This is a genomic window from Bacillus sp. FSL W8-0116 (genome assembly GCF_038003825.1).
Classification (GTDB): Bacteria; Bacillota; Bacilli; order Bacillales; family DSM-4216; genus Bacillus_O; species Bacillus_O smithii.
In genome coordinates this window covers 1,768,087-1,787,347 of sequence record NZ_JBBOPY010000001.1, presented here as the reverse complement: position 1 = coordinate 1,787,347, position 19,261 = coordinate 1,768,087, and the positions used below count along the sequence as shown (strand labels likewise).

Below are 19,261 nucleotides of genomic sequence, written 5' to 3'. Positions count from 1 at the left end.
ATATTGACAATAAACAATTTAGATATTCTTTTTTACACCTTAATTTTTGTGGTTCCGGGATTCATAATAGATTCCATTTATAGAAAGTGTGTTCCACAAAGAGATATTACATTTCATAGCGTTTTTCTAAGATTTTTATTATTTAGTGTTATAAATTATTCTATAGTATTTCCCATAATAAGTTGGTTGTCCAAAATTCCTTATATTCAAACCCATGAAACTGTCAGTTTTTATATAAGTATGGTAACGATATTCCTAATACCTGTGATAATCGCACTAATTATCTCTGTAATATCAAATAAAGGTTGGGTTCGTACTATTTTACAAAAAATAGGTATTCACACTATTCATGTTATTCCAACGGCTTGGGATTATCAGTTTAGGAAAGATGAACATAAGTATCTAATTGTATATTTAGAAGATGGCGGAATAGTGTTTGGATATTGGGGTTTCGCATCATTTGCCTCCTCAATTCGTGAAGATAAAGACCTCTACTTAGAGAAAATATTCAATGTAGATGATAACAATGAATGGATTGAAATTCCACAAAATAAAGGAATTTGGATTCCGGAAAAATCTATAAAGTATATAGAATTTTTGTGAAAGGAAGAGTGACCTTATGACCAAAAAATCAAAGCAACATTTTGGTTATCAGCCTAAAAAAATAAATGGCGGATATCAACCAAATAAAATGCAGGCGACACCCCCTCCCCCTAAGTCTGGACCAAATATAAAACCTCAAAAGGATAAGTAATATATCGTATTTAAGGAGCGCAGATATTTATTAATTTATATGGCTCCTAATTATTTATAAATATATTTTTTACCTCTTAAATTACTACGGTGAACCGTACCATAAATATATTAGCTTCTTGATAGAGTCTCGGATCCACATCGATTCATAGTTAATATTTGTTGAGTCAGAAAAACGTACAATCTTGTTTTTGTTCAATGCTGATTTATAGATGCAACGGGGGTTGCGGTGCTTTGCAACTACGGCTATCTTTACTTTTTAAATCTAATGTATTATTAAGTAAGGATTAGGAGAATTTATTTCTATCGTTGGATCTTCTGATTGTGGTAAGTCCGCTTTTGCTCAATTTAATAGAATGATGATTTTGAAAAAAGTAAGCATCAAGGTACTTTTTATAGTTTTCGATTTACATCATCATCTTATGACTGAGCTTTAGTAAGAGGGTGACCATCATGAACATTATTCAACTGTTGAATTGCTTTTATAGAGAAGATGTGGTTACGGATCTGATGGCAAATTTAATCAATACAGAAAAGAAGTTTGCGAACTGGTTTGTGGAACATGTATGTCAGGTTTCTGGTTCATATAAGATGGTGAACGCACATACGCGTGTGGGATTAGGAAAGGGCATTGGAACTCCGGATTTAATTATTGAATTGAAAAATGATTCAGCAGCTGAAAAGATTTTGGTTATTGAAAATAAACTAGGTGCTTTAGAAGGCTATGAGCAAACAAATCGGTATGCATCCGACCAGGGAAAGGAAAAGCTTTTTAAAGCTCTTAAGATTTCCCCGGTTCCTATTGAGTTTTTCTTTCTTACTTTAGATCCTTTTACGCTGCCAAAGAATACGCAATTTCATAAAAGAGATTATCAACATTTTGTTGACATGAAATGGGATACACTGATCCAAGATCCGACAGCTGTTCTAGTCATGAAAGATTTTTCTTCTTACTTAAAATCGTTTTACGCCCCTATTTTAAATGTAGACTTAAAAGATCATATTGAAAAAGCGACGACTGGCTTAGATTCTTTGCAAAGAAAACTTTTATGGATACAAGTTTTTCAACAAAGTCAAAGTCAGCTTCCTGAATCGTTAAAAATGCATTTCGGAGAAGTAGAAGGATATGGAAGGAATTCTGCTGTGTTTTTATTTCAAAAAGAAGAATGGAAGCAAAATGAATTTAACGGAAAAGAGCTCCAAGCAAACTCAATCAATATTCATTTCGAAGTTACGGTCAATTTGGTAGGAAGTTCGCCCGGTAAAGTATCTAGCTTTTCGGTCCATTATGAACCCAATCCATATAAATCGAAAAAGACGTATGAAGGTATTCCCGGTTATGAAAAATACGTCATGCTCCGCTCAAAACGTACAAAAGCTTTTCATCAATCCGTGTTGAATTCGGATTTTTCAAATGAAGTATCACTGCGAAATGGCAGTAATTCGATTTTATTTGTTCCTTTAAAGGACCATACGACGTTTGAAGGACTAATCGAAGAATTGCTGCAAAAAATGAAAAATATTGAACCATATATAGATCGTATGTTGCAAATAAACTGAAACAAGCAGAAACACTTTTCTTTTCTGCTTGTTTTATGCAAGTAGAACACGTTGAGATGGCTTGATACACCTGCTGATTAAATTTGCGGTGGATAGTGGTATAAAAAATGATTTTATTGGTAGACATTATAATTCATTAAAATACCTTTTTAGTTTGTCATTTTACAAATTTCGAGTTTGGATGAATTCTTCTAGTTCCTGTTTTAAACGATCTATATTTTCCTTCAGGTGAATTTCATCTTGCAGATTATAATGGCTGATGATCTTTCTTACGTCGGAATTCAATAAAAATAAAGGCCCATGGTGTTCTCGCAAGTTATGGAACCATAATTGTTGTTTCAGTATTTTTATATTCTGATTCGTTCTTCTTTGTTTTTTTGAAGGTATTGAAGTTATACATAACCAAACGACGATATCGAAGAATGCAGCAATCAAAAGAAAGCCCCCTTTTTTATTTTTCGCTTCAAAAGAAGAATTGGAAAAAAGCATATAAAAAGAAAGCACCGCACTCTTATGATTGAAAAAATTGGACATATCCGTAAAAATTCAGTACGTGACATGGCCTTATCTTAGTGCTAAAATTCATACGAAGGATGCTATATAAATTGAAATAAAGGTTTTCTCCCGTTCCACGGCGAATAAATACAAAGAGAAAATAGGGGAACGGAGAGAAAATATGATGCCAAATCACAAAGACGAGATCGAAAAGTTGTCCACTGCCATGAAAGAAGCAAAAAGTAAACGAGCATATGAACGCTACCAAGCGATTTATCTTCATTTGCAGGGATATACCAAAGGAGAAATCGCAACGATTATTGGTCGATCCAAGAAAACTATTTATAACTATATTCATGCCTACGCCCAGCGCGGTCTTGATGGACTGGAGATGAAATACTCACCTGGCGCCCCACGTCGATTGACCCCTGAGCAGGAAAAAGAGCTGGCTTTGATCATTGAACATCAGCTCCCCGTAGATGTGGGATTCGAAGCAAAATATAATTGGACGCTTGCGATAATCGCTGAACTCATTCAACAAAAGTGGGGGCCAACATACACGCTTCGCGGAACAAGTGACATTCTGCATCGGTTAGGGCTAAGCTATACGAAACCGACCTATACACTAGCCAATGCCGATGAAGAGAAACAAAAAGAATTCGTCGAAATCACCTTCCCTGAAGTAAAAAAAAACTGGTAGATGGGAACATCGCCCATGTCCTCTTTCAAGATGAGTCGATGATTCGTGATTACCAAGCGATTCAAAAAACATGGTTTGTCAAAGGAAAACAACGAATCATTCCGACGTTTGGAAAACATCAAGGGCTGAAGCTGATTGGCACGTTGAACTACGAAACAGGGGAAGTGTTTTGCATCGAAGAAGAATGCTATGACGCGGAAACATTTCTTCGATTTCTTCAACTTGTGTTAGAACGCTATCCCACAGGCAAAATAGTGATGATTTTAGATAACGCTCGAATTCACCATGCCAAACTCATTCAGCCATTTTTAAAAGAACACGAAGATCGGTTAGAGCTCGTCTTTTTGCCACCATACAGTCCGCAATTGAACTTGATTGAAGGGCTATGGAAATGGCTGAAATCAGACGTGATTTACAACGTGTTCTATTCGAGTGTGCAAGAAATTAGAAAGAATGTCCAAGCCTTTATTCAGCGAATCAACCAGAAACCAGAACAAACGATCGATCGTTTGTGTGTTCAGTTGTAAATCTTTAATTCAACTTATATAGCCAATCTCTGTACAGGGTACCGTCAAGAATTTTGTGTAATGTAAATGGGGTAGGGTTTCTCTGAAATGGATTTGAATTGATAGGGGACTGATTTTCTCCACACAAGAGACTGAATATTCAGTCTCTTGTGTGGAAAGGGAGAATCCCCTTATTTTGTTTATTTACAATATTTGGTTAACAATAACGTTCTTCAAACATTCGTTGAAGAGCTTCATGCGCTTCGGCAAATCCTCGTAACTTTCTTCCTGCCCATTTCTCGTTAAAATCTTGAATCGTCAAATACACGATTTTTTCAGCGGCTTCTAAACTACTCAAACTGTTCATCGGTCTTAGACGTTTACGAATCTCTTTGATCGTTCGTTCAATGGCATTGGTCGTGTAAATCACACTTCGAATACTGCTTGGATAATCCATAAATGTAAGGAGGACATCCAACTCATTGGCCCAAGATTGAACTTCTCTTGGATATTTGCTGGACCATTTCGACTCAAACTGTTGAAACATTTGTAACGCCATCTCCTTATTCGGCGCACGATAAATCAGCTTGAGATCCTCGGCCACTTCGAATTGGTCTTTTTTCCGAACACGATTTAGGGTGTTGCGGACTTTGTGCACGACACAGCGCTGCACATCGGCTTTCGGATACACCGCCTTAAAGGCTTCCTCCAGCCCCGGAAGGCCATCGAAGACACCAAGAAGCACTTCCTTGACGCCTCTTTGGTAGAGGTGTTGAAGAATTTCCTGCCATACATAGGCGCTTTCTTGTCCTCCCACAAAGAAATCAAGAATTTCGCGATATCCTTCTTCGTTCACCCCTAACACCACATAAACCACTTCTTTCTCCACGGTATCGCGACGAAGTTTTACATACAAGCCGTCTAAATATAAGACAGAATAACGTTTGTGCAGGGGACGTTTGTGCCATTTCTCAATGTCTTCTTTCACGATATCGGTCATACGACTGATCGTTGAAGGAGAATAGGCCTTGCCTAAAATTCGTTCAATAAACTTGCCAATTTCACGCGTACTCATACCACTTTGATACATCTTGATGATGGCTTCCTCGAGCCAGCCCGTATGGCGTTGGTAAGGAGCGAACAATTGGGTTTGAAATTCTCCGTTTCGGTCTCTAGGGACCAAAAGACCTTCAATCCGGCCATATTGCGTATCTAGATTTCGTTGATAGTAGCCGTTTCTCATATTCGATGTTCCGGCCTGCTCTATTTCGAGGAAATTCTTGATTTCTTCCCGCATGATCAGTTCTAATTTTTCCTTTACAAACTGACGAATGACACTTTCCAGTTGATTTGCCCAGTCGACATTCGGTATACTTCTTTTAGACATAGGTAGGGTACTCCTTTCTCTAAGATTTTTGGTCCAATCAGAGAATACCCTACCTTTTTTCTTTTGTTCTAGCAAAATGCTTTACACAAAATTTTATACATCATCCTGTACAGGATGATTTAATATAATGATATTGGAAGATTTAGCCTTGTTTTCATCTCTATGTAACGAGGCTTTTTCTTTTTTGAAGTTTTTGGAGTGCATCTTTGCAAAAAGTTTTAAGCGACAGTGTCAAAAGCGTAAAGGATTCCATAAAACTCCATGAGTAGGAGGAAAATTTGTTCTTCACAATAAACATGTGTTGGGAAATGGAGTTTCTTTATGGAATTTTTATAATGGGTTTTGAATTTTAGATTTTGAATTTATGACAACAAGGAGTTTGGCTTATGTACTGGTCAGATCGAAAAGGAAACGTCATTTATTTTTTGCTGGCTCTGATTTTGTTATCTGTTGCTTGCTATAATATCTTTTTCAATTTAGGTAAATTTCCTATTTATAGTTGGGATGAAGCGAGACACGGAGTAAATGCTTATGAGATGTTAAGACAAGGAAATTTTATCGTCAATACTTATCGTTATAAGATGGATTATTGGAATTTAAAACCGCCTCTTAGTTATTGGGCCATCATGCTTGGCTATAAAACGGCGGGATTCAATGCTTTAGGATTAAGATTAATCTCAGGCATTTGTGCTATGTTGACGATTATCATCGTGGGCATTTTTGTGAAAAAGAATTTCGGAAATGCAGCTTCCTTATTATCGATGCTAACATTGTCGACAAGCACTCAATTTTTAATCAATCATAGTGCACGAACCGGTGACGCAGATTCTCTTTATGTCTTTTTATTTACAGTGGCTATTCTGTCTTTGCTGCTTAGTGAGAAAAAGGATTATTGGCTGTATGTATCGGGACTAGCCTTTGCTTTGGCTTTTTTAACAAAAAGTTGGCATGCAGGGAATATAGCCGTCATTATGGGATTGTACCTCTTTATTACTGGAAAATACAAAAAATTATCCTTTAAAAAATGGATGATGTTATGTTTGTGCATGATCGTGCCCATTTTGATTTGGGCGGTTATGCGATATCAATATGACGGCTTTGCTTTTTTCCAAAATATGATTTCGTATGACTTGCTGCATAGATCAACGGTTCCCATTGAAGGTCATGTAGGCGATGAATCTTACTATGGAGTCATATTATCCCATTTTTACTTTTTGTGGTTCGCTGTTTTATTGGGAATGATTTTAGTCTATCTTTTTCATCCAAATGTATCGAACGATATGTCCGAATCTGATAAGCGATTTTATATAATAGGCCTTTGTTTATGGGTGGTCGTTCCTTTCATCCTGTATACTTTCGCTAAAACGAAGATAAGATGGTATATTTTGCCTGTTTATCCTCCGCTAGCCATCATGATAGGGATTTTGGCCAGCAGAATTTTGTTGAAAGGTAAATGGCTGGTCAAAATCGTTCTTTTATCGACCATTCTTTTTGTTGCTCATTATTATGAAGGGGAAATTCTAATGTATGTTAACAACCCCATACCGAATGATCAATTAAGTTTGATTGAAAAAACGAAGTCATTGGATGGAGTAAGGGGATACAGCTTATTTAAATACCATCCAAAAAGACATAAGGTGGTATGGGCTCAAAGTGCGGTTCTAACGGCTGAATTAGTGAATGATTTGAAAGTGCAAGGCGGAGATTTCCATGCATTTTTAAAAAATGATAAAGCCTTGCTTCTAGTGAAGAAAAGATTTTTTACAAAACAATTGGTCATTTCGCATCATTTAAACATCGTCGCCTCCAATCACTGGGGCTACATTCTTAGTAAAGAGAAGATTCGGATGAAACATCAATTGAATTGAATCAGAGAATGACACATGTGGGATTGGACACCATTTATCGAAGGAGCAGGCAAGAATTTATGGATTCATTCTTGCCTGCTCTTGTTCAATTCAAAAGTGATTGGTGACAAATATTTTCTATTCTTTAGGTCTTTAAAATGCCGAAATGCCCCATATATTGTTCGCATGTCCTTTTTCAATACTTATATCTGCACTCTCTAATCCCCAAATCTTCCATTTCAAACGTTGTGAAAAAAACAAAGTTCCATTATTTCCTCTATAATCCTATTCTTTATTCATTGTTAAAAAATTTAATATATCGTGTTAAGAACATAATGTCAAAACCATCGAAAATGGGAGAAATAATCTGAACTACAGATTTATATTTCGGAAAATTTAGCATTGACAAAAAATTAAGTTATATTTTATATTTATTTTGTGTTAAGTTATATAACATTTGTTTGGATTCTAACATTACCATCATATTAAAGGAGCTATTCCTGTAATGAAGAAATTTGAGGTTTGAAACAAAAAGAGCCCTCTTGGTATAGTACAGGGTGTCAATGCATTGACCCCGAATTAATAATTACCAAGGAGGACTCAAGATGAATTATACGCAAAATCGTAAAATCTCGCAAATTACACCATCAACATTAATTGTAGGCATTGATATCGCCAAAGACAAACACGTCGCTCGAGCTCAGGATGATCGAGGAATCGAATTTGGAAAAAGACTGATCTTTGAAAATCGCATACATGGCTATCAAAAACTGCTTGATTGGGTTTCGAGGCATCAAAAGGAACACCAAAAAACACATGTCATTTTTGGTGTTGAGCCGACCGGTCATTTCTGGCTGAGTCTAGCCTATTTCTTGACTGCTAAAGGTTATGACTTTGTCTTGGTCAATCCTATGCATGTCAAAAAAACTAAAGAGCTGGATGATAACTCTCCAACTAAAAACGATACGAAAGATGCACGTGTGATTGCACAGCTGATTAAAGATGGGCGATACTCCGTACCAAATCTCTTAGATGGCATCTATGCAGAGCTAAGAGAAGGCGTCAAATTAAGAGATCAGCTCATCCAGCAGCTTATGATCACAGAAGGTCGTATTCAAAATCACATCCAGCGTTACTTTCCGGAGTTTTTCGATGTATTTAAAGACTGGGAAGGAAAGGCAGCTCTTTGTACATTAAGAAACTTTCCATTCCCCTCTCAGATTAAAGAAATGACATCAGAAGAAGTTCTTGCGAAATGGAAACAAGAAGTAAACCGTGGTGTAGGAATCAAACGAGCTACAAAGTTAATAGAAGCAGCGAAAAAGAGCATTGGTATCCAAATTGGTATCAAGTTTGCTAAACGTGAATTGGATTATTTACTCGATCAATATGAGCTATACAAAGAGCAATTAGGACAGTTAGATAAGGATCTGGAAGCACTTGTAGTAACGATACCTGGAGCGAAGGAAATGATCAATATTCAAGGCTTAGGTCCTACAACAGTCGCGCTATTCTTCGCTGAGGTCGGGGATATAACAAAGTATAGTCATCCCCAGCAATTAGTAAATCTGGCAGGGCTGTCATTACGTGAACATAGTTCCGGGAAGTTTAAGGGGCAAACCAAGATCACAAAACGAGGACGAAGTCGATTGCGAAGAGCTTTATACTTGGCCATTCGTCCACTCGTTGCCCATAATCCAACGTTTAAAGCCCTGCATCAATACTACACAAAGCGTCCTGATCGACCTTTGAAGAAACAGCAGTCACTGATTGCCTTGTGTTGTAAATTACTACGTGTCTTATTTGTCATTGGTCAAAAACAGTGTGAATTTGATGGTTCAAAGTTATTGAGAGGTTTGCCTCAAATCGATTCATTACAGGCAGCTTAAGGCTTTATTAAGTTCATGAAATCATTTCAGAATACCGTAATTATCTCAAATGACAAACACCAATAGTGCAGAGTTGGAGCTTATTTATTCCATACGGGCATGTGACCCAGCAAAGGAGCATATCCAACCTCCACCTCATGGATACGCAGGACGAAGGAATGTATGGAATTCAATCCGGAGAGATGTGGGAGGGTTAGCGACCGTGAGTGATGTGGAGATGATGAAGCACGGTTATACCTTATTTTTACCAAATAAATACAATTTGGTTGATAGGATGCCCCCTACCATGTAAATTATTTAAAAAAATTCAACATATATCCATTAAATGAGGTGTGTATTCTATTAAGTGTCTATGAAATTTTGAGAAAAAGCGAGTATTCGGGAGAAAAATAAACTTTATTGAGGGAGGGATAGAATGTTATCATCGAGTGTCGGGTATCTTATATTGCTTATCTTTGGAATTGTTTTTACAGTGATTACAGTTTTGATCCAACGTCGTCAAGGAGAAGTCATGACGGCAGAACAATTTAGCACCGCAGGCAGGAGTGTCGGGGTGGGTTTAGCGAGTGCTTCCATTATTGCCGCTTGGACATGGGCAGCGACATTAATGATGTCTTCTTCTACCGGATACCAATATGGAATTAGTGGACCTTATTGGTATGCTGCTGGCGCTACTATTCAAATTTTACTATTTGCGATAGTGGCCATTCATTTGAAACGGAAAGCACCGAATGCTCATACATTTTTAGAATTTATCGCTCAGCGATTTGATAAGAAAAATCACCGATTGATGCTCGTATTCGCTTTAATGACCAATATCATCGTAACGGCAATGGTCATTTTGGGTGGAGCGGTTTCTTTACACTCTTTAACGGGAATGAATGTATATATTGCAGCGCTTTTAATTCCTATCACTTTCACGATTTTCACGGTGATCGGTGGATTAAAAGCTTCCTTTATTGCAGACTACTTAAATACAGTTATTATCTTTGCCATTCTTGCGATTTTTGCAGCGGCTGTTTATTACAAATTCGGTGTTACGGATATTTATGAAGGATTACGTAAAATCCCTGAATCCAAACAAATGATCACAATGGCTTCGATACCGGGACTGTTTTTTGGAATGATCAATATTATTGGTAATTTTGGAACCGTATTTGTGGATCAATCTTATTGGCAGCGCGCTATTGCAAGTACAGAAAGAGCGGCAGCGAAAGCCTATATTTATGGAGGGATTGCTTGGTTTTCAATTCCGTTTACCATAGCCACTTTTCTAGGTGTGGGTGCAGCCGGGTTAGGAATTTCTGTTGATTCACCGGATTCTGTTGCCCCTATTATGGCGGCCCACGTCATGGGGACTGTTGGATCTATCTTATTTTTAATTATGCTTTTTATGGCTGTGATGTCTACGGGTGTTGCGGAACTGACGGCTATTACAAACATCATCGTTACGGACATCTATCTTCACTCCATTCATCCACAAGCAAATAGTCAAAAAATATTAAGTGTTTCCCGCCAAGTAACCCTATGCGCCGGATTGGCAATGGGGCTATTGTCCATTTTGCTTTTTAAAGTAGGGATAAGCCTTAGTTTCGTTTATATGGCGATGGGAATTTTTATAAGCAGTGCTGTGATTCCTGTTACCCTTGGGTTGTTATGGAAACGGGCAACGAATGAAGGATCTTTTTATGGTGCTTTATTGGGAATGATCAGCGGACTCATCGCATGGGTTTCATCTGCCTATGCCACATCAGGAGAAATTACGATCGAATCGTTAGGCGGGCTTTATCCTATGTTGATTGGAAATTTAACGGTTTTTGTTGTTAGTGGTGCTATTTCCATTGGTCATGGATTGCTGTCCAGCCAGGAATTTGATTTTGATTCTTTAAAAGATAAGTTTAAAAGCTATGATGATGACTTATCTGAATATGGAAAGGAAGTTAGCTATGGAGAAACAGCCAATAAATAAAGACGCAAAGTTGTGTATACAGTGGGCTATTGGATTAACCGTTATTTTGATATTTGTGTGGCCCGGGATTATGTTTATCACAGATTATCAGTATAGTTTATCGTTTTTCAAAGGTTGGACGGTTCTTGCTTTCGTCTGGTTAATGGTAGCCGGTATTTTCATCACGATCAGACCGTTGATGGAGCTTTTTAAGAAAGATCAATAATATATCACAAAAAATTTTTTAAAAATCGCAGTTGCTGGCGGGTTTGTAAAATGAGTGAGAATCTATTGGATGTATTAGAAGGAAATTTGATATAATTTTAGATAGAAAATTATAAATATTCAATCTTATAAATGGGGATTTATAAGATCAATTTCATAGTTTGGAACAACCACTTAAAATAGGAGGTTATCCATGAAACTGACTTCACGTGAAATGGAAAAACTCATGATTGTTATGGCGGCTGACTTGGCCCGTCGTCGTAAAGAGCGGGGCTTAAAATTAAATTATCCTGAAGCTGTCGCGATGATTACATATGAAGTGCTGGAGGGGGCGCGGGATGGAAAAACGGTAGCTCAGTTAATGCAATACGGTGCAACGATTCTTACAAAAGAAGATGTAATGGAAGGGGTTGCCGAAATAATCCCGGATATTCAAATTGAGGCAACCTTTCCTGATGGAACAAAGCTTGTCACGGTTCATGACCCGATTCGTTAAATGAGGAGGACATACGTTGATACCAGGGGAGTATGTATTGAAAAAAGAACCTATTTTATGCAATCAAAATAAGCAGAGCATCAAGATTCGCGTGTTAAACCGGGGTGATCGACCTGTTCAGGTTGGTTCCCATTTTCACTTTTTTGAAGTGAATCAATCACTTCAATTTCATCGTGAAAAAGCATTTGGCATGCATTTGAATATTCCGGCTGGAACGGCGGTTCGCTTCGAGCCCGGTGATGTGAAAGAAGTAGAAATAATTCCGTTTTCAGGTGAACGAAAAGTGTATGGTTTAAATAATTTAACGAATGGATCAGTTGAAATGGGGAAAAGAAAATGAGTTTTTCGATGTCTCGAAAGCAATATACAGATATGTTTGGACCGACTGTCGGCGATGCTATTCGTTTGGCGGATTCAGAATTGTTTATCGAAATTGAAAAAGACTATACAACCTATGGAGATGAAGTAAAGTTTGGCGGCGGAAAGGTGATTCGAGACGGAATGGGGCAGCATCCTTTGGCGACAAGCGATGAATGCGTCGATCTCGTATTAACAAACGCGATTATTGTTGACTATACAGGTATTTACAAAGCGGATATCGGCATAAAAGATGGAATGATTGCCTCCATAGGCAAGGCGGGGAACCCGCTGTTAATGGATGGGGTCGATATGGTGATTGGAGCGGCAACGGAAGTCATAGCTGCAGAAGGGATGATTGTGACAGCCGGAGGAATAGATGCTCATATTCACTTTATTTGCCCTCAGCAAATCGAAACCGCTCTTGCATCGGGTGTGACCACCATGATTGGCGGAGGAACAGGACCCGCTACAGGCACAAATGCCACTACTTGTACACCAGGGCCTTGGAATATCCATCGTATGCTTCAAGCAGCCGAAGAGTTCCCGATGAACTTGGGTTTTTTAGGAAAGGGAAACTGTTCAGATGAGGCTCCTTTAAAGGAACAAATAGAAGCGGGAGCAGTTGGATTAAAGCTTCACGAAGATTGGGGATCGACAGCGGCGGCTATTGATACATGTTTGAAAGTGGCGGATCTATATGACGTGCAAGTAGCGATTCATACCGACACTTTAAATGAAGGTGGATTTGTCGAGGATACATTGAAAGCTATAGACGGTCGAGTGATTCATACCTATCATACAGAAGGAGCTGGAGGCGGGCATGCTCCGGATATTATAAAAGCGGCCGGCTTCCCGAATATTTTGCCTTCTTCCACGAATCCAACTCGACCTTATACTATCAATACTTTGGAAGAGCATTTAGATATGTTAATGGTTTGCCACCACCTAGACGCAAATATTCCGGAGGATATTGCCTTTGCCGATTCACGCATTCGGAAAGAAACCATCGCGGCGGAAGATATTTTACATGATTTAGGCGTATTCAGCATGATTTCGTCCGATTCACAAGCGATGGGGCGCGTAGGAGAAGTGATCATTCGTACGTGGCAAACGGCTGACAAGATGAAAAAGCAAAGAGGGAAATTAGAAGAAGACAAAGGTGTGGGAGACAACTTTCGCGTGAAACGTTATATTGCCAAATATACGATCAATCCAGCAATCGCTCATGGTATTGCAGATTATGTGGGTTCTGTTGAAGTGGGAAAATTAGCTGATTTAGTGGTGTGGAATCCTGCTTTTTTTGGTGTGAAACCTGAACTGGTCTTAAAAGGAGGAATGATTGCTTACAGCACTATGGGAGATCCCAATGCCAGCATTCCGACACCGCAGCCGATTTTATATCGTCCGATGTTTGCAGCGAAAGGAGATGCCAAATATCAAACGTCTATCACCTTTGTTTCAAAGGTAGCGTATGAAAAAGGCATTCATGAACAGTTGGGTTTGAAGAAAAAGGTGAAACCGGTCTATGGAATTCGAAAATTGACGAAAAAAGATTTAATTTTGAATGATAAAACCCCAAACATTGACGTCGATCCTCAAACATATGAAGTGAGGGTAGACGGTCAATTAGTGACATGTGAACCGGCAGAAATCGTCCCGATGGCACAACGGTATTTCTTATTTTGAGGTGAGAAAAACATGGTGATTGAAAAAGTAGTCGGAAACATCACGACGCTAGAGAAAAGAGTTCCACATATAGAACGGGTTTATATGCGAAGCGATGATTTAGTCAAACGGGTAAAACGAGTTGTGACAGATCATGGCAAAGAGATTGGCATTCGCTTAAAAGAACATCAGGAATTACGAGATGGAGATATTTTATACATGGACGATCACAATATGATTGTGATATCGGTCTTAGAAGATGATGTATTAACGATCAAACCAACATCCATGCAGCAAATGGGGGAAATTGCGCATCAACTTGGCAATCGACATCTGCCGGCGCAGTTTGAAGGAAATGAAATGATTGTGCAATATGACTATTTAGTAGAAGAACTGCTTCAGAAGCTATCGATTCCATTTACACGTGAAAACAGAAAGATGAAACAAGCATTTCGCCCTATAGGACACCGACATGAATAGATTATTTTCGCTTTTTCAGTTGTGTGATTCCAATTTTCCATCGGGATCGTTTTCTCACTCTTTTGGATTGGAAACATACATTCAAGAAAAAGTGATTACGGATAAAGAAAGCTTTAAGAAAGCTATTTCCGTTTATATTCGGAAACAGCTGTTTTTCACAGAAGGACTTGCTTGCAGACTGGCTTATGAAGCAATGGAACAAAATGAACCATCCGCGTTGGTAGAGCTTGATCATATTTTATTTGCATCGAACATTGCGCAAGAAACAAGAAGCGGGAATCAAAGGATGGGGGAACGGATGGCCAAGCTATGTGTGGATCTGTATCCATCTCCTATTTTAATAGAATATACAAACCGGATAAAAGAAAAGAAAGCGTATGGTCATTCTGCCATAGTGTTTGCGATTGTCGCTTACCACTTAAAGGTGACAAAGGAAACGGCAGTTGGAGCCTATTTATTTGCCAATGTATCTGCTCTTGTGCAAAATGCGGTGCGTGGAATTCCGATTGGTCAAACAGACGGTCAAAGGATCTTAGTTGAAATTCAACCTCTTTTAGAGGAAGGGGTAAGAACGATTTCACAATTGCCTAAAGAGGATTTAGGAGCGGTAAGTCCCGGGATGGAAATTGCTCAAATGCGCCATGAACGTTTAAATGTGCGCTTATTTATGTCTTAAAATTCGGAATATAAGGAGTGAGAAACGTGGAACCAATACGTATTGGAATCGGAGGGCCTGTTGGAGCGGGAAAAACGATGCTTGTGGAAAAATTGACGAGAGCCATGCATAAAGAATTGAGCATCGCCGTTGTGACAAATGATATCTATACGAAAGAAGATGCTCAATTTCTTCTGAAGCATGGTGTGCTGCCGGCAGATCGCGTCATTGGTGTGGAAACAGGAGGGTGTCCGCATACAGCTATTCGTGAAGATGCATCCATGAATTTTGCCGCCATTGATGAACTAAAAGAAAGGCATCCCGATCTTGAGTTGATATTTATCGAAAGCGGCGGGGATAATTTAGCCGCTACATTCAGCCCGGAACTAGTCGATTTCTCTATTTACATTATTGATGTAGCGCAAGGGGACAAAATTCCGCGTAAAGGTGGACAAGGGATGATTAAATCGGATCTTTTTATCATCAATAAAATTGATCTCGCTCCGTACGTTGGAGCCAGTTTAGAGGTTATGGAGCGCGATACTCTGGCAGCGAGAGGGGATAAGCCATATATTTTTACCAATTTAAAAGATGAAATCGGTCTTGCAGAAGTATTGGAATGGATTAAAACCAATGCACTTTTGTACGGATTGGAATCATGAAATATACAGGAGTATTACAAGTATCTGCCGCCAAAAAACGGCAAAAAACCATTATCTCATCTTGCTATCATGAAGGGGCCTTAAAAGTGAGCCGTCCCATTTATCTTGAAAAGGATCTACCTTTCTTATATCTCATTCATGTTGGCGGAGGCTATGTAGACGGGGATGTTTATTTAACCAATCTCAACGTGGAAGAAGAAGCTGAGCTGGCGGTTACAACGCAATCCGCCACAAAAGTATATAAAACACCAAAGAAGCCTGTTGTTCAGAAAACGAACATTCACTTAAAAAAAGGAAGCGTTCTTGAATACTTGCCGGATTCTTTAATTGCTTATAAAGAAGCACGTTTTATACAAGAAACGACCGTTCATATAGAAGAGGATGCCGGTTTTTTTTACAGCGATGTCATTACACCGGGTTGGGCGGAAGATGGGAGTTTGTTTCCTTATGATTGGATTCGTTCGAAATTAAAAGTATATAAAAAGGACCGGCTTGTGTTGTTTGATCATTTACGGCTTGAGCCGGATGAAGATATGTCCGGAATGCTGCAAATGGACGGATATACTCATATCGGCACTTTTTTGATCTTTCATCCAAAAGCAGATAAAACATTTCTTGACCGTTTATATGATGAAATGGAGGCTTTTGATTCCGACGTTCGATTTGGTATGACATCATTACCGGCTAGCGGCATTATTTTACGTATACTTGCACGTAGTACGGGTATCATTGAGAACATGATTTCTCGCGCTCATTCATTTGCCAGACGAGAGTTATTAGGCAAGAATGGTGTCACTTGGCGAAAGTATTGAGATAGGGTGAGGAATAAATGATATTAGGAGGCTTATAGATGGACCAAGTAGACTTGCTTTCTGTTTTAACTTTAGGATTCGTTCTTGGAATAAAACATGCTATGGAGCCGGATCATGTGATAGCTGTATCAACGATTGTTTGTCAAAGCAAAAAACTTTGGAGATCCTCTTTAGCCGGAGTCTTTTGGGGGATCGGGCATACATCCACATTACTTATATTTGGAATGACTATTATTTTGATGAAGAAAAAAATTTCACAAGAATGGTCGATGTCATTAGAGTTTTTAGTCGGAATCATACTCGTTTATTTTGGAATTTCAGCCATTCTTTCTCTTAAGAAAACGCATGAACATTCCCATTCACGTCTTCATCTTCATACAGATCATCCTATTTATACATATAAAGGGATTCCCTATGTTAAATCTCTTTTTATTGGGATCATTCATGGACTTGCCGGAAGTGCAGCCATGGTATTGTTGACAATGAGTACAGTAGAAAAGGCATGGGAAGGTCTTCTTTATATTCTGTTTTTTGGCGCCGGAACGGTTTTGGGCATGCTTTGCTTTACGACTTTAATTGGGATCCCATTTACACTGAGTGCCAAAAAGATTCGTATTCACAATGCCTTCATTCAAATAACAGGCTTTATCAGCACGGTATTCGGAATTCATTATATGTATAATTTAGGTGTAACCGAAGGCTTATTTAAACTTTGGATACGGTAAATGGGAACAAGAAAATGTTTTTTGCTGCATCATGATAAGATCATTCGTTCCATCATAATGGCGAACGGTATTAAAAACTATTGGCAGGATGATGGGCGGTTTGACAGATGCTTGGAGATCTTTTTTCTAAGCCAAAAGCAAGGGCGGGGTCTCTTTACCGTTTTTGGTTAGGAAATAAAAAACAAGGGAATCGTTATTTGACGAACGATTCCCCTTTTTTCATCTGTCAATGTCAATAGCCTTCATTTCTGCTAATAAGAGCCTTTAAACTCTTTTCTTTTGAAATGCTGCAATACTTTCATATTCTTCTTTTAACAGTCGAGAAAGACGAATGTAGATAGGAATTAATTCTTTATAGACGGATACATGTTCTGGATTCGGTACATGGTGGTGGGTGGCACCTACCATTTCAGATACTACGTGTAATGAATGAATTTCACCTAGACTATATAAGCCAAGGATGGCGGCTCCCAAACAAGAACTTTCAAAACTTTCCGGTATATATACCTCTTGATCGAAGATGTCCGCCATCATTTGACGCCAGAGTGGGGATCTGGCAAAGCCTCCGGTGGCTTGAATTTTTTTCGGTTCCCCTATTAATTCTTCTAAGGCAAGCAGAACGGTGTATAAATTGAAAATAACCCCTTCCAAAACAGCACGAATTAGATGTTCTTTTTTATGATGCAAACCTAATCCAAAGAAAGAGCCTCTTGCATTGGCATCCCACAATGGAGCCCGTTCTCCGGCTAAATACGGATGAAATAATAATCCGTCCGATCCGGGATTGACTTTTGCCGCTATCTCTGTCAACACTTCATATGGATCTTTCCCTAAACGCTTCGCTGTTTCGACCTCTGAAGAACCTAGTTGATCGCGAACCCATCGGAAAATCATGCCTCCGTTGTTGACCGGGCCTCCAATGACCCAATGGTTTTCAGTCAATGCATAACAAAAGATTCTTTCTTTAGGATCGGTTACAGGGCGGTTCGTTACGGTTCGGATAGCACCGCTTGTCCCAATGGTGACAGCCACAACTCCGGGATCTATTGCATTTACTCCTAAATTGGATAATACGCCATCACTGGCTCCTACCACAAAAGGAGTGGACGGGTGCAAATTCATTTCTTTTGCAAACGTTTCATCCAAACCTGTTAAACGATAAGTGGTTGGTACGGGACGTGACAACTGTTCTTCTGATATACCGGCGATACGTAGAGCCTCTTCATCCCATTTTAAGGAATTTAAATGAAACATTCCTGTTGCGGAGGCAATCGAATAATCTATCACATATTCCTTAAATAGCTTATAAAAGATATATTCTTTTATTGATATGAATTTATAGCTGCGTGCAAATATTTCGGGATGCTCATTTCGAAGCCATGTCAACTTAGAAAGAGGAGACATCGGATGGATAGGCGTTCCGGTCCGCCGATAAATCTCATGGCCATTCATTTCCTTTTTTATTTTTTCGGCCCATTTTGCGCTTCTGTTATCCGCCCAGGTGATGCAATTCGTTAAAGGCTTGCCTTCTTTGTCCACAGCAATGACGCTGTGCATGGCGGAACTAAAGGAAACGCAAAGAATATCAGATGGCTGAACATGGCTATCTTGTATCGTTCTCTTAATGGTGTTGACCACAGCGCGGAAAATTTCTTCCGGATCTTGTTCTGCCGTTTCCGGTGTAGGGGAGAATAAAGAATATTCAATTCCATGTCTTGAAATAACGGATCCTTCTGCGGAAAACAAAACGGATTTTGTACTGGTTGTTCCAATATCTACACCGATTACATATTTTGAACTCATGATTTTTTCCTCCTTACAAATACCTGACAACCTAAGTGCTCTCTTTTCCGATAAGCGCCTTTCTTTAGCAACAAACTATTATTAGTAAGGTCCAGTGCTGTTTTCAGCGGTTCTTTTCTTTACACAGGTTGATGACATGAACCGTTTAAAGCCACTCCATCTCTTAAGGATTAAAAATTTTTCCATCATTTCCTTTTTACAATCTTCTGCCATCGTTTGCATCATACCATATTCTGTCCTATTTTGTTTTCATCAGCTCATGTTGTTGAATTCTCAAAGAGATAAACTCCCTC

Annotated in this window: 19 protein-coding genes; 16 read left to right on the top strand and 3 right to left on the bottom strand. The window is 38.8% G+C overall.

Going from position 1 to position 19,261, the window contains the following annotated elements; translation table 11 throughout:
- Positions 1-3: 3 nt before the first annotated feature.
- The 3 genes from N1I86_RS08405 (at position 4) to N1I86_RS08395 (ending at position 2,313) form a co-directional block, all read left to right on the top strand.
- The gene (locus N1I86_RS08405; protein ID WP_341095906.1) at positions 4-603 is read left to right on the top strand and encodes a DUF6338 family protein; all 600 of its coding nucleotides are present in this window, start codon (positions 4-6) and stop codon (positions 601-603) included.
- 16 nt (positions 604-619) lie between these two features.
- Positions 620-754: a hypothetical protein gene (locus N1I86_RS08400; RefSeq protein WP_328219983.1), complete on the top strand. Its 135-nt coding sequence runs from the start codon at positions 620-622 to the stop codon at positions 752-754.
- A gap of 452 nt (positions 755-1,206) precedes the next feature.
- Positions 1,207-2,313 (top strand): hypothetical protein, encoded by a 1,107-nt coding sequence (locus N1I86_RS08395; RefSeq protein ID WP_341095902.1) that lies wholly within the window; start codon positions 1,207-1,209, stop codon positions 2,311-2,313.
- A 162-nt stretch (positions 2,314-2,475) separates the two neighbouring features.
- Here the strand turns inward: N1I86_RS08395 and N1I86_RS08390 are convergent, their stop codons facing one another.
- Positions 2,476-2,748 (bottom strand): hypothetical protein, encoded by a 273-nt coding sequence (locus N1I86_RS08390; RefSeq protein WP_341095900.1) that lies wholly within the window; start codon positions 2,746-2,748, stop codon positions 2,476-2,478.
- 241 nt (positions 2,749-2,989) lie between these two features.
- On the opposite strand from N1I86_RS08390, the gene N1I86_RS08385 reads away from it, so the two are divergent.
- A protein-coding gene (locus N1I86_RS08385; protein WP_076611651.1) for an IS630-like element ISBs2 family transposase occupies positions 2,990-4,035 on the top strand; the annotation gives its coding sequence in 2 pieces (ribosomal slippage) (positions 2,990-3,493 and positions 3,496-4,035; 1,044 coding nt in all).
- Between the two features lie 196 nt (positions 4,036-4,231).
- On the opposite strand, the gene N1I86_RS08380 is transcribed toward N1I86_RS08385, so the two are convergent.
- Positions 4,232-5,401, bottom strand: a complete 1,170-nt coding sequence (locus N1I86_RS08380) for an IS256 family transposase (RefSeq protein ID WP_341095899.1) — start codon at positions 5,399-5,401, stop codon at positions 4,232-4,234.
- Positions 5,402-5,787: 386 nt separating this feature from the next.
- On the opposite strand from N1I86_RS08380, the gene N1I86_RS08375 reads away from it, so the two are divergent.
- From N1I86_RS08375 to N1I86_RS08320, 12 genes are all read left to right on the top strand, one after another.
- On the top strand, positions 5,788-7,269 hold the full coding sequence (locus N1I86_RS08375) for an ArnT family glycosyltransferase (RefSeq protein ID WP_341095897.1): 1,482 nt from the start codon (positions 5,788-5,790) through the stop codon (positions 7,267-7,269).
- Positions 7,270-7,853: 584 nt separating this feature from the next.
- Complete coding sequence (locus N1I86_RS08370) at positions 7,854-9,137, top strand: IS110 family transposase (protein WP_270584767.1); 1,284 nt, start codon at positions 7,854-7,856, stop codon at positions 9,135-9,137.
- Between the two features lie 415 nt (positions 9,138-9,552).
- On the top strand, positions 9,553-11,106 hold the full coding sequence (locus N1I86_RS08365) for a sodium:solute symporter family protein (protein ID WP_003354875.1): 1,554 nt from the start codon (positions 9,553-9,555) through the stop codon (positions 11,104-11,106).
- Positions 11,084-11,311: a hypothetical protein gene (locus tag N1I86_RS08360; RefSeq protein ID WP_003354876.1), complete on the top strand. Its 228-nt coding sequence runs from the start codon at positions 11,084-11,086 to the stop codon at positions 11,309-11,311. Before N1I86_RS08365 ends, N1I86_RS08360 begins: the two co-directional genes overlap by 23 nt.
- A gap of 192 nt (positions 11,312-11,503) precedes the next feature.
- Positions 11,504-11,806 carry an urease subunit gamma gene (locus N1I86_RS08355; RefSeq protein ID WP_341095891.1) on the top strand — a complete coding sequence of 101 codons (303 nt, stop codon included), beginning with the start codon at positions 11,504-11,506 and terminating at the stop codon, positions 11,804-11,806.
- A gap of 16 nt (positions 11,807-11,822) precedes the next feature.
- Positions 11,823-12,146, top strand: a complete 324-nt coding sequence (locus N1I86_RS08350; RefSeq protein WP_003354879.1) for an urease subunit beta — start codon at positions 11,823-11,825, stop codon at positions 12,144-12,146.
- A complete protein-coding gene (gene ureC, locus N1I86_RS08345) occupies positions 12,143-13,852 on the top strand; it encodes an urease subunit alpha (RefSeq protein ID WP_341095889.1) in 1,710 nt (569 codons plus the stop codon). The genes N1I86_RS08350 and ureC overlap by 4 nt, the downstream gene beginning before the upstream one ends.
- 12 nt (positions 13,853-13,864) lie before the next feature.
- Entirely contained in the window at positions 13,865-14,311 is a 447-nt protein-coding gene (gene ureE, locus N1I86_RS08340) for an urease accessory protein UreE (protein WP_003354882.1), read from the top strand.
- Positions 14,304-14,987 (top strand): urease accessory protein UreF, encoded by a 684-nt coding sequence (locus N1I86_RS08335; RefSeq protein WP_341095887.1) that lies wholly within the window; start codon positions 14,304-14,306, stop codon positions 14,985-14,987. The genes ureE and N1I86_RS08335 overlap by 8 nt, the downstream gene beginning before the upstream one ends.
- Before the next feature lie 26 nt (positions 14,988-15,013).
- The gene (gene ureG / locus N1I86_RS08330) at positions 15,014-15,628 is read left to right on the top strand and encodes an urease accessory protein UreG (RefSeq protein WP_341095885.1); all 615 of its coding nucleotides are present in this window, start codon (positions 15,014-15,016) and stop codon (positions 15,626-15,628) included.
- Entirely contained in the window at positions 15,625-16,440 is an 816-nt protein-coding gene (locus N1I86_RS08325) for an urease accessory protein UreD (protein WP_341095883.1), read from the top strand. The genes ureG and N1I86_RS08325 overlap by 4 nt, the downstream gene beginning before the upstream one ends.
- A gap of 38 nt (positions 16,441-16,478) precedes the next feature.
- Entirely contained in the window at positions 16,479-17,165 is a 687-nt protein-coding gene (locus N1I86_RS08320; RefSeq protein ID WP_048624304.1) for an urease accessory protein UreH domain-containing protein, read from the top strand.
- Positions 17,166-17,429: 264 nt separating this feature from the next.
- On the opposite strand, the gene gntK is transcribed toward N1I86_RS08320, so the two are convergent.
- A complete protein-coding gene (gene gntK, locus N1I86_RS08315; RefSeq protein ID WP_187118564.1) occupies positions 17,430-18,971 on the bottom strand; it encodes a gluconokinase in 1,542 nt (513 codons plus the stop codon).
- Positions 18,972-19,261 lie beyond the last annotated feature (290 nt).

What these genes read in the sequence shown, in the direction of transcription:
- N1I86_RS08355 (WP_341095891.1), top strand. Translation starts at nt 11,504, where the DNA reads ATGAAACTGACTTCACGTGAAATGGAAAAACTCATGATTGTTATGGCG.
- ureC (WP_341095889.1), top strand. Translation starts at nt 12,143, where the DNA reads ATGAGTTTTTCGATGTCTCGAAAGCAATATACAGATATGTTTGGACCG.
- N1I86_RS08400 (WP_328219983.1), top strand. Translation starts at nt 620, where the DNA reads ATGACCAAAAAATCAAAGCAACATTTTGGTTATCAGCCTAAAAAAATA.
- ureE (WP_003354882.1), top strand. Translation starts at nt 13,865, where the DNA reads ATGGTGATTGAAAAAGTAGTCGGAAACATCACGACGCTAGAGAAAAGA.
- N1I86_RS08375 (WP_341095897.1), top strand. Translation starts at nt 5,788, where the DNA reads ATGTACTGGTCAGATCGAAAAGGAAACGTCATTTATTTTTTGCTGGCT.
- N1I86_RS08365 (WP_003354875.1), top strand. Translation starts at nt 9,553, where the DNA reads ATGTTATCATCGAGTGTCGGGTATCTTATATTGCTTATCTTTGGAATT.
- N1I86_RS08320 (WP_048624304.1), top strand. Translation starts at nt 16,479, where the DNA reads ATGGACCAAGTAGACTTGCTTTCTGTTTTAACTTTAGGATTCGTTCTT.
- N1I86_RS08370 (WP_270584767.1), top strand. Translation starts at nt 7,854, where the DNA reads ATGAATTATACGCAAAATCGTAAAATCTCGCAAATTACACCATCAACA.
- N1I86_RS08335 (WP_341095887.1), top strand. Translation starts at nt 14,304, where the DNA reads ATGAATAGATTATTTTCGCTTTTTCAGTTGTGTGATTCCAATTTTCCA.
- N1I86_RS08325 (WP_341095883.1), top strand. Translation starts at nt 15,625, where the DNA reads ATGAAATATACAGGAGTATTACAAGTATCTGCCGCCAAAAAACGGCAA.
- N1I86_RS08360 (WP_003354876.1), top strand. Translation starts at nt 11,084, where the DNA reads ATGGAGAAACAGCCAATAAATAAAGACGCAAAGTTGTGTATACAGTGG.
- N1I86_RS08395 (WP_341095902.1), top strand. Translation starts at nt 1,207, where the DNA reads ATGAACATTATTCAACTGTTGAATTGCTTTTATAGAGAAGATGTGGTT.
- N1I86_RS08380 (WP_341095899.1), bottom strand. Translation starts at nt 5,401, where the DNA reads ATGTCTAAAAGAAGTATACCGAATGTCGACTGGGCAAATCAACTGGAA.